The organism is Peptoniphilus sp., from assembly GCF_022767005.1.
In the GTDB taxonomy this organism is placed as follows: Bacteria; Bacillota; Clostridia; order Tissierellales; family Peptoniphilaceae; genus Peptoniphilus_A.
Genome location: NZ_JALEOV010000070.1, coordinates 1 through 11,777 on the forward strand (window position 1 = coordinate 1; position 11,777 = coordinate 11,777).

7 protein-coding genes and 1 pseudogene are annotated in these 11,777 nt (G+C 31.4%); 7 read left to right on the forward strand and 1 reads right to left on the reverse strand.

All coding sequences use genetic code 11. The annotated features are described in order from the left end of the window. On the reverse strand, positions 1–1,470 hold a 1,470-nt coding region (guaA, locus tag MR285_RS05380), incomplete at its 3' end, for a glutamine-hydrolyzing GMP synthase (protein ID WP_293558796.1). Positions 1,471–1,687: 217 nt separating this feature from the next. Between guaA and secA the strand changes: the two genes are divergently transcribed. From secA to MR285_RS05415, 7 genes and pseudogenes are all read left to right on the forward strand, one after another. Then, a complete protein-coding gene (gene secA / locus MR285_RS05385; protein ID WP_293558798.1) occupies positions 1,688–4,426 on the forward strand; it encodes a preprotein translocase subunit SecA in 2,739 nt (912 codons plus the stop codon). A gap of 618 nt (positions 4,427–5,044) precedes the next feature. Next, positions 5,045–6,139, forward strand: coding sequence for a dipeptide epimerase (locus MR285_RS05390; RefSeq protein WP_293558800.1), 1,095 nt, complete (start codon positions 5,045–5,047; stop codon positions 6,137–6,139). A gap of 43 nt (positions 6,140–6,182) precedes the next feature. Further along, entirely contained in the window at positions 6,183–7,364 is a 1,182-nt protein-coding gene (locus tag MR285_RS05395) for a DUF819 family protein (protein ID WP_293558802.1), read from the forward strand. Positions 7,365–7,389: 25 nt separating this feature from the next. Beyond that, on the forward strand, positions 7,390–8,178 hold the full coding sequence (locus tag MR285_RS05400; protein WP_293558804.1) for a serine hydrolase: 789 nt from the start codon (positions 7,390–7,392) through the stop codon (positions 8,176–8,178). A gap of 1 nt (position 8,179) precedes the next feature. Further along, complete coding sequence (locus MR285_RS05405; RefSeq protein ID WP_293558806.1) at positions 8,180–8,482, forward strand: DUF3870 domain-containing protein; 303 nt, start codon at positions 8,180–8,182, stop codon at positions 8,480–8,482. Positions 8,483–9,514: 1,032 nt separating this feature from the next. Continuing rightward, on the forward strand, positions 9,515–10,648 hold the full coding sequence (locus MR285_RS05410) for a cation diffusion facilitator family transporter (protein ID WP_293558808.1): 1,134 nt from the start codon (positions 9,515–9,517) through the stop codon (positions 10,646–10,648). Positions 10,649–11,040: 392 nt separating this feature from the next. Continuing rightward, positions 11,041–11,777: pseudogene (locus tag MR285_RS05415) on the forward strand (aspartate kinase); the annotation flags it as partial.

The following is an 11,777-nucleotide window of genomic DNA, read 5'->3' on the forward strand; positions in this document are numbered from 1 at the left end:
TCTATTTATATGATCTACTTCGTTTACTATTCTGGTTGATACTTTTTCTAAAATTTCCCATGGTATTTTTGTGAAATCAGCTGTCATAAAGTCTGTTGTTGATACTGCGCGGAGGGCAAGTGTGTAGTCGTAAGTTCTAAAGTCTCCCATTACTCCAACTGTTCTGATATTTGTTAAGACTGCAAAATATTGGTTGATGTCTTCTAGTTTTGCAGCTTCTAATTCGTCTCTGAAAATTTTGTCTGCGTCGCGCAAAATGTCTAATTTTTCTTTTGTTATTTCTCCCAATACTCTTATCGCTAGTCCTGGTCCAGGGAAAGGTTGTCTGTCTACTAAATAGTCAGGTAGTCCTAATTCTCGTCCAAGGTTTCGAACTTCGTCTTTAAATAACATTCTAAGGGGTTCAATTATTTCTTTGAAATCAACAAAATCAGGAAGCCCTCCTACATTGTGGTGGGATTTTATTACTGCTGAGTCGCCTAATCCTGATTCGATTACATCTGGGTAGATTGTTCCCTGTGCTAAGTAATCTACTGATTTTATTTTTTGTCCTTCTTCTTCAAAGACTCTTATAAATTCTTCGCCGATTATTTTTCTCTTTCTTTCTGGATCTGTTACTCCAGAAAGTTTTTCTAAAAATCTTTTTTCTGCATCTACTCTTATGAAGTGCATACCTGAGTCTTTGAATGCTTCTTCTACTTCGTCGCCTTCATTCTTTCTCATTAGTCCGTGATCTACGAAGATGCAAGTTAATTTTTCACCTACTGCTTTTGATATTAGTGCTGCTGTTACTGATGAGTCAACACCACCTGATAATGCAAGTAGTACTTTTCCGTCTCCAACTTTTTCTTTTATTTCTTTTATTGCTTTTTTTGCGTAGTTTTCCATTGTCCAGTCTTTTTTTGCACCGCAAATATTTACTGCAAAGTTTTCTAGCATTTTTTTGCCGTGGACTGTGTGATTTACTTCTGGATGGAATTGTAGTGCGTAAAGATTTTTATCTACATTTGCCATTGCTACTACTGGGCAGTTTTTGCTACGTGCAATTATTTCGAATCCTTCTGGCACTTTTTCTACTCTATCTACATGGCTCATCCAAACTGATTCTTTTTTTTCTAAGTTTTTAAATATTTCCGATGTTTCTGTTGTGATTTCTGTTTTTCCAAATTCTCTTTCTTTTGGTGCACTAACTACTTCGCCACCTAATGCGTATGCCATGAGTTGCATTCCGTAGCAAAGTCCAAGTATTGGAATATTTTTGTCAAAGATTTCTTTTTCAATTTTTGGTGCACTTTCTTCATATACTGAATTAGGTCCACCTGTGAAGATTATTCCTTCTACGTTTTTTCTATTTTCTAATTCTTTTAAGGCCTTGTTGTAGGGTACAACTTCACAGTAAATATTTAAGTCTCTTATTCTTCTTGCTATTAACTGATTGTATTGGCCCCCAAAGTCAACTACTAATATCATATTAACCTCCTCTTCATTAAATACATTTTAATATAAAAATTAAAATTTGTATAGTTAATGAGTATTTAAACTCAATTAAAATTAAGTATTTAAGCTATTTATATTGACTTTAAATATTTCTAACAATATAATTTATAGAGATAAGTAAAAATTGTTTTTTATTGTAAAATATGCCATTTAATGATAGAATTAAACGTCAGGTAAAAGGAGTGGTAAAATGGGTTTAATGGAAAAGATTTTTGGTACCTACAGCGATAGGGAACTAAAAAAGATCGAGCCCCTTGTAAATAAAGTTATGAGTCTCGAAGGCGAGATGGAAAAACTTTCAGATACTGAGCTAAAAGAAAAAACTGAAGAATTTAAAAATAGAATTAAAAATGGTGAAACTACAGACGATATACTTCCAGAAGCTTTTGCTGTTGTAAGAGAAGCTGCATGGAGAGTGCTTGGCATGAAGCACTTTAGAGTACAAGTAATCGGTGGTATTATTCTTCATCAAGGTAGAATTGCTGAAATGAAAACAGGTGAAGGTAAGACACTTGTTGCTACACTTCCAGCTTACTTAAACGCTCTTGAAGGCAAGGGCACACATATTGTAACTGTAAATGATTATTTGGCAAGCCGTGATAGAGACTGGATGGGTAAAGTTTACGAGTTCTTGGGACTCACTGTCGGATGTATTATTCACGACATGGATCAAGATGAGAGAAAAGCTGCCTACAATGCGGACATAACTTACGGTACAAATAATGAATTTGGTTTCGACTATCTTAGAGATAATATGGTTATCTATAAAGAAGAAATGGTACAAAGAGGACTTCATTTTTGTATAGTCGATGAAGTTGACTCAATTTTAATTGATGAAGCTAGAACACCTCTTATTATTTCTGGTCAAGGCGACGAATCTGTTGATTTATATGTTAGAGCAAGAGATTTTGTAAATACTTTATCTCATAGAATTAAGAGCCAAGATGAAATAGACCTTGAAAGATTCAATAGAGAATTCGAGGAAGAAACTGTTGACTATGTTATAAACGAAAAAGACAAAACTGCAACATTAACTGATAAGGGTATTGAAAAGGCTGAAAAATATTTTGGCATTGAAAACTTATCAGACGCATCTAATATGGAATTATCTCACCACATTAACCAAGCTTTAAAAGCTGCTGGTACAATGCACAAAGATATTGACTATGTTATTAAAGATGGCGAAATTATTATAGTTGATGAATTTACTGGTCGTCTAATGTATGGTAGAAGATATTCTGAAGGTCTTCACCAAGCAATTGAGGCAAAAGAAGGGCTTGAAGTACGAGCTGAATCAAAAACTCTTGCTACAATTACATTCCAAAACTACTTTAGAATGTACGACAAACTTTCTGGTATGACTGGTACTGCAATGACAGAAGAAGGCGAATTTAGAGACATCTATAACATAGACGTTGTTGAAATTCCTACAAATAAACCTGTCATAAGAATAGACGAAAATGACCACATTTACATCAACGAAGATGCAAAATTCAAAGCTGTTACTAGAGAAATTGCAGAAGCACATGAAAAAGGACAACCAGTGCTAGTTGGTACAATATCCATTGACAAATCAGAAGTACTTTCAAAATACTTGAAACATGCAGGCATTAAACATAATGTATTGAATGCTAAAAAGCACGAACAAGAATCTGAAATTGTCGCACAAGCTGGTCGTTTTGGTCAAGTAACTATTGCAACTAACATGGCTGGTCGTGGTACCGACATTGTACTTGGTGGTAATCCAGAATACCTTGCAAAGAAAGAACTTAAAAAGCAAGGCATGGAAGAAGAAATGCTTGAATATGCAGATTCATATTTCAAAACAGATGACCCAGAAATTTTAAAAGCAAGAGAAGATTATCAAAATCTTGTTAAAAAATTCAAAGAAGAAACTGACAAAGAAGCCGAAGAAGTTAAAAAAGTCGGCGGACTTAGAATAATAGGCACAGAAAGACATGAGTCAAGACGTATCGACAACCAACTCCGTGGCCGTTCAGGTCGTCAAGGAGACCCTGGTTCTTCAAGATTTTATATATCAGCAGATGACGATTTAATTAGACTATTTGCTGGCGATAGGTTTAAAGAAACAATGCTTAAAATTGATTCACCAGAAGATGAACCCGTTGAAGCAAAAATTTTAACAAGACTTATTGAATCAGCACAAAGAAAAGTAGAAGGAAATAACTTTAGTATTCGTAAAAATGTCTTAAAATACGACGATGTTATGAATAAACAAAGAGAAGTAATCTACAGCGAAAGAAGAAGAGTGCTTGAAGGTGAAAACTTAAAAGATGACATCATCGCAATGAGAAATGATGTAATCGACAAGACAATCGACTTTTACAACAAGCTTGATGACAATAACAAAAAATATTTAGACTTCGAATCAATTAGAAACTTTGGAGTAAATGTTTTTGACTTTGATGAAAATTTCTTAAAGGAACTTGAAAATCCAACAGCAGAATCTCTAAAAGAATACATTAAAGAACTTGCTGATAAAAAATATAAAGAAAAAGAAGAAGATTTTGGCGACGAAAAATTTAGAGAAATAGAAAGAGTTGCCCTACTTCAAAATGTTGACCAAAAGTGGATGGATCACATCGACGCAATGGATCAACTAAGAAAAGGAATTGGACTTCGTGCAGTTGGACAAACTGACCCAGTTAGAGCTTACGCAGAAGAAGGCTTTGATATGTTCGAAGAAATGAACGAATCAATCAAAGAAGACACAGTTAAAATGCTTTATCATGTAATAAATCCTGAAAGAGTACAAAGAGTTAGAGTTGCAAAAGAAATTGAAACTGTAAATCCAGATGACGGAAAACAAAAACCTTATGTAAGAAAAGAAAAAAAGGTTGGAAGAAATGACCCATGCCCATGTGGAAGCGGAAAAAAATATAAAAACTGTCACGGAAAATTTGAATAAGATAATTAAGTAAAAGTGATGTTGCATAGTAGATAATTCTATTATGCCCATCACTTTTTTTATTAAATGTTTGAATTTAGTCATTATCTCTTTTGATTAAAATTTTTTTAAGCATCTTCCTATTATATGATTTTTAAGTCATTTTATTATATTTGCTTTTTCTTTATCATAAAATTTATTTTTTTCTATTAATATTTAAACATCTTGTCAAGAATTCCTAGAGTTAATTCTGTAATTTTTATCTAAATAAATTTATTGCTCTATGGTCAAGTGCTTTTCTTTATCTAATAAAATTTAATTTATAAATCTATTTACAAGCCTTAGCATTATCTTGGAGATTTAATTTGTATTAAGTTTATTCTTAATTGAATATTGTATTTATTAAACTTTTAATCTTTTACAATTTAACTTTAATACGATAATATATTGACAAAATATTTTGTGTATTATAAAATATTTTCACAAATAAATATTAACTGCTTCATTTTGCATGAGCTATTACAATAGATCAAGAAACAATTTGAGACCCAGTAAATAAATAACTTTTATTTTGCTGGGCTTTTTTATTTGGGATTAAAATTTTTATAATCCTAAATGAAAACTTAGAAGGAGGTAAAAATGAAAATAACAAAAGTAAAATTAGGCATTTTGTCTGTACCATTACGTGTTCCCTTTAAGACAGCACTAAGATCTGTAAATAGTGTTGAAGACATAATAGTTGAGATACATACAGATACTGGAGAAATAGGATATGGAGAAGCTCCACCAACTGGAGCAGTAACTGGCGAAACACAAGGATCAATTATCGGTGCTTTTAAAGACCATATAATTAAAACAATAGTAGGTAGAGACATAGATGATTTTGAAAACTTGATGAAAGATATAAATTCATGCATAGTAAAAAATACAAGTGCAAAGGCAGCCTGTGACATGGCACTTTGGGATTTATATGGACAACTTCACAAAATACCCGTTTACAAATTAATGGGAGGATCTAGAAATAAAATAGTAACAGACATAACAATTTCTGTAAACGATCCTGAGGAAATGGCAAGAGATGCCCTAGATGCAGTAAAAAGAAAATACGACACTTTAAAAGTAAAAGTAGGAATAGATCCAACACTTGATGTAAAAAGACTTGAGGCCATAAGAAAAGCAGTTGGTCCAAATGTAAGACTGAGAATAGATGCAAATCAAGCGTGGAAACCTAAGGAAGCAGTTAGAATTTTAGACTCAATGCAAGATAAACAATTAGACATAGAATTAGTAGAACAACCAGTAGAGGCTCATGATTATGAAGGACTAAAATATGTAACGGATCACTCAATAGTACCAGTATTGGCAGACGAAAGTGTATTTTCGCCAAAAGATGCAATGACTATATTAAATATGAAGGCAGCAGATTTAATAAATATAAAACTAATGAAATGCGGAGGACTTTACAATGCATTGAAAATAATTAGCATGGCAGAAGTTTGCGGAGTAGAATGCATGATAGGATGTATGCTAGAAGCAAAAATATCAGTAAACGCAGCTGTTCATTTAGCTTGTGCAAAACAAATAATAACAAAGATAGACTTAGATGGACCAGTTCTTTGTTCAGAAGACCCTATTGAGGGGGGAGCAGTTTTCAATGAAAAAGAAGTTACCGTATCACAAGATATTGGACTTGGAATAAAATCTGTAAAGGGCATAAAATACTTAGATATTTAAAATTTTTAAAGTAATGTAGAAATAAAATAGAGAGGAGAAAATTATGGTAATAACTAATGGATTTACTTATATAGCATTTCTAATGTTCATAGCAGGAGCATTACTAGCATTAGAAAAATACACAAAATGGAAAATATTTAACGTAGTTCCACCACTAGTATTCATTTATGTGCTAAATATGATTTTCTGTACAATGGGACTATACTCATCAGAAGAATGTTCCAAGACATACTCGGCATTAAAAAATAATTTACTTTATGCAATGATTTTCGTAATGTTACTTCGTTGTGATTTTAGAAAACTAGCAAAACTCGGTGGAAGAATGGTTGCAATATTTTTAGGATGTTCGTTAACACTCTTTATAGGTTTTGTAGTTGGATATCCAATATTCAAGCATACATTGGGAACAGATACATGGGCAGCAGTAGCGGCACTATTCGCATCTTGGGTTGGCGGATCAGCAAACATGGCAGCAATGCAAGCGGCATTACCTGTAGATGCTGGAGCTTACTCTTGTGCTTTAGCACTTGATACAGTATGTTATTCTCTATGGATTGCACTACTATTACTTGCAGTAAGATATGCACCAAAATGGAATAAATCAACAAAAGCAGACACATCAAAATTACAAGCAATAGCAGATGCAGCAGCAGCGGAAGTATCAAAGGACAAAAAAGTTGCTAACTCAGCAGATTGGATTTTCTTAATAGGTTTATCACTAATAGTATCTGCATTATCTCAATTAGTTGGATCAAAATTATCAGATGCCTTTACAAATATGGTACTGGCAATGTTCGACAAAGGAACAATAACAACATTATTCGTTACAATATTAGGACTTGTTTGTGCATTATCACCAATAGGAAAATTGCCAGCAGTAGAAGAATTATCAAACGTATATCTATACGCAGTAGTATCATTATTAGCTTCAACAGCATCAGTAGTTGACTTGATTTCTGCTCCAATGTGGGTAGTATATGGATTGTTCATCCTTGCAGTTCACGTAATACTTATGTATGTATTTTCAAAAATTTTTCACTGGGATTTATGTATGGTATCCACAGCATCACTTGCAAACATAGGCGGCTCAGCATCAGCTCCAATAGTTGCCAGTGCTTATGACGCATCTTATGCAGGTATAGGAGTATTAATGGGAGTACTGGGAGCTGCACTTGGAAACTTCTTTGGTATAGGAATGGGACAAATATTAAAGCTTTTAAGCTAAGTTTAATAGAAAAGAAAACAATGATATGATAAACTATAATAAATTAAAGGATGAAATAGAAAATATTGTAAATGAAAGCTTTTTTAATGTTTCTGTAAGTTTTTATGACTTAGATAGTGGAAAAAATTTTTCTGTTGAAGGCGATAAACAAATGCCTTCAGCAAGTATGATAAAACTTTTAATAATGCTTACTCTTCTAAAAAATGTTGAAGAAAGAAAAATTTCACTTGATGAAAAAATAAAACTTGAAAAAGAAAAAAGAGTGGAAGGATCTGGAATATTAAAGGAGCTTTCCTTCGACCATTTATTTTCTATAAGAGAGCTTTTGACGCTTATGATAATAATAAGCGACAACTTTGCAACAAATATTTTGATTGAAAAAATTGGGATGGACGAAATAAATAAAACTGGTAAAATTTTCGGACTTAAAAAAACAACACTCCAAAGAAATATGATGGATTTAGACGCTAAAGAAAGAGGACTCGACAATTACACCTCTTCAGATGATATTTTGAAAATTCTAAAAAGTATTTATGAAAAAAGTTTTTTAAGCGAAGATATGTCTAAGCTTGCTCTCGATATTCTTTTGAAACAACAAGAAAGAGATAGATTGCAAAGATATCTAAAAGAAAATTTAAAAATTGCAAATAAAAGCGGGGACTTAGATAATTTGGAAAATGACGGAGGTATATTTTTTACAGAAAATAAAAATTATATTCTCGTGATTTTAGTAAACCAAGCAAAGTCAAATATTCTTGCAAAAGAATTAATTGGTAAAATATCTCTAAAAATTTATAATAAAATTGGAGTATAAGATGAAAAACACATTATATCTCACAGGAGAAGCTAGGACAAATTCAGACAATGCCATTACAAAGATTTATGGGATTTTTTATATGGCTTTTGAAGTTGAAGAAAATGGAGATATTATCAATATGGACAGTAATGCTACTCTTACACTCACACGTGATTTTATAAGAGGAATCTTTATTGGCAAAAATATTACTGATGAAGATTTAATCACAAAGGAAATTTTAGAAAGATACAATGCTTCTTCTACTAAGGCAATAATTACAGCCTACAAAGATGCCTTGCAGAGATATAAAAAATTAAAATAATATTTCGCCCTCTGCTTATTGTAGAGGGCTTTTTAGGCTCTTCGTCAAATAGTGTTAGTGGGAAAAATTAACGATATATGGTTTTCTGGTTTATTGTCTAAGCCATATATTTTTTATGGTAAAACATAAAAAACTCTTTTAATAACCTTAACTTTATTATCAATATTTTTAATTTTCCTGTCATTGTATGTTAGTATATAATTGATTTTTTCTAAATGTTTAATAGCTATATTTGCAACTGTCTTAATTTATTATATATACATCCAAACTTATCAGAATTAAATTCTTGTAAAGTAATTTTTAATATATCAAAGTTTTTCTCTATTATTATAGTGAATAAAATATTTTGATTAAATCCTAATTTGTTCTGAAAGAATAATCAAAATCTAAAATATGTCTAATTATTTCTTTTTGAGAAATAAAACCTTTAAAACATGGTTGCCCTTAAAATTGTTGACATTAATTTAGCCTTTGGAAGAATATCATTAATCTCACCAATAATATAATTAGTACAAATAAAACTCACCTGTGACTCGTGGGTATGTCACCAGAAACATGCCTTAGAATCTCCTAATTGCCCTTCTATCTTCCCAAATCCTGGAAACTCTTTAATTCTTAAATGTTATAATTTTTACTAGATTCTTTTGGGTTTTTTTAAGCATTTATTATTGCTTGCGTTACATTTTTTGACTTTCTATTTTTACTAGTATAGCTACAATATCTAATTCTTCTTTCCGTTAATGTTACAAAACAATATGTACTTTTTATTTTATAATCTAGTCTATCCGTTTCTACTGTGTCCGCTTCCCGATGCCTTAAGCAATATTTTATAATATCATTAATTTTAGCGTTATATTTTTAAGCTATTGAATATTATGTAGTTTAGATAAATGTTTTTTAGTAAATAGAAAATTTATAATTATAATAAAAAATTGACGTTGAACAAGTTTAAATATCTTATTTAAAAATAAACTTCTGGGTATTAAAAAGACGCAAAAGTTAATCATAAATTTTAAATAAAAAGGAGTTATTATGTCACAAGAGAGTTATGATATTTTGAATATCTTAAAAAATCGTGGAAAGGCAATTATAAAGACAAGTATAATTGCTATTTTAACCAATGTGTTTCTCGCAATATTTAAGGCAATTTTAGGTTTATTTGTTAATTCTATTGCGCTGATTTTAGATGCTGTGAACAATTTATCTGATGCTCTTTCTTCTGTTGTAACTATCATAGGCGAAAAAATTGCCAGCAAGGCTCCAGACAAAAAACATCCAATGGGTTACGGAAGGATTGAGTACATATCTTCAATGATTATTGCTGCTCTTGTTCTTTACGCTGGAATTACTTCTTTGGTTGAATCTGTGAAGAAAATTTTAAATCCAAGTCCTGCATCCTATACAATACTTTCTATTGTGGTTATTGGTTTAGCAGTGGTTGTAAAATTTATTTTGGGAACTTATGTGAAAGAACAAGGCAAAAAAGTTAATTCTACTGCATTAATTGCATCGGGTTCTGACGCTTTATTTGACGCAATTCTCTCTTTTTCTGTATTTTTGTCTGCCATTATTTTTACAATTTGGGGGATTTCTCTCGAAGCTTATGTTGGTATAATTATTTCAATTTTTATGATTAAGGCTGGAATTGAAATAATGCTATCAACTATTGATGATTTAATTGGTCACAGAGCTGATCATGAAATGGTAAAGAGAATAAAAAAGTTAGTTAGTGAAGAAGAACAAGTGCTTGGAGTATACGACTTAGCACTTTTTAATTACGGTCCCAATAAATACTACTCTTCCCTTCATGTTGAACTTCCAGACAAAATGCAAGTCGATGAGGTTGACAAGTTAACAAGAAAATTACAACACAAGATTTATAAAAAAACTGGAGTAATTTTAATTGCTCTCGGTGTATATTCTTTTAATACTAAAGACAAAAAAGCTACAGAAATTAGAGAAACTGTTGAAAAGAAAATTTTATCTCATGATTGGGCTCTCCAAGTCCATGGATTTTACTGCGATATTGATAAAAATTCTTTAAGATTTGATGTTGTTTTGAGCTTTGACATTAAAGTAGAAGATGCTCTTAAAATAATAAATAAAGAAGTCAAGGACCTTTATCCAGATTATAAAATTCAAATTGTTCCTGACCTTGATTTATAAAATTAACTTTTAATCTAAAAAACCGTAGTTTAAGGTGACTCCATAAAGTTGTACCTAATACCAGAGAGTATAATATTTTCTCTGGTATTTTTTGTTCCTTCTTACCCCTGGCTGTAGAAAATTTTTACGCTGCATTTTTCTCTTTAAATTTATGTTTTGCTAAAATTTTTCAAAATACTTATATACCTAATTTTTTATCTTTTTTAATTTTTTCAATCTATCATATCTAAATCCTTAATCATAAAGCGTAATTAACGTTATATTAATTGACAACTTCACTAAATAATTGTATAATCGAAAAAATTACTTTTAATTCTTCTGTTTTTTTGTACTAAACACGAAACTTAATTTAATTTTACTTACTTATTACACTGTTTAAAAAGGAGAAAAAGATGAAAGTTGCAAAATTTGGTGGAAGCTCACTAGCTGATGCGGTTCAACTGAAAAAAGTTAAAGCGATAATAGAAGATGACCTTGAGAGAAAGTATGTCGTTGTGTCTGCACCTGGTAAAGGTGTGAACAATAATCACAAGGTTACTGACCTACTCGCAATGTGTCACGAGTTAAGTGTGCATGATTTGAATTTTAACGAAGTTTACAAGATCATCGAAAATGTTTTTAAAAATATTGTCGATGATCTTGTTTTGGATATTGACATTGATAAAATTTTAGACGATGTTAAAAATGAAATTGCAAAGGGCGCTAGTTACGATTTTGTAATTAGTCGTGGTGAATTTATTAGTGCCCAAGTTCTTGCAAATTACATTGGTTATGATTTTGTAGATGCAAGGGATTTAATTGTATTTAAAGAGGGTGTCTTGGACATTGACAAGTCTTGTGAAAACATAAAAAATATTTTGACAAAACACGATAGAGCTGTTGTGCCAGGTTTCTATGGCTTAGATGAATTTGGCAAAGTTCATACTTTTTCTAGAGGTGGATCTGATGTTACTGGTTCAGTGATTGCTTCTGCTTTAGATGCTGAAATGTATGAAAACTTTACTGATGTAAGCGGATTTTTAGTTGCAGACCCTAAAATAGTAAAGGACTCCTGTCCTATTGGTACTATTACTTATAAAGAGCTTCGTGAACTTTCCTACATGGGTGCAAAAGTTCTTCACGAAGAGGC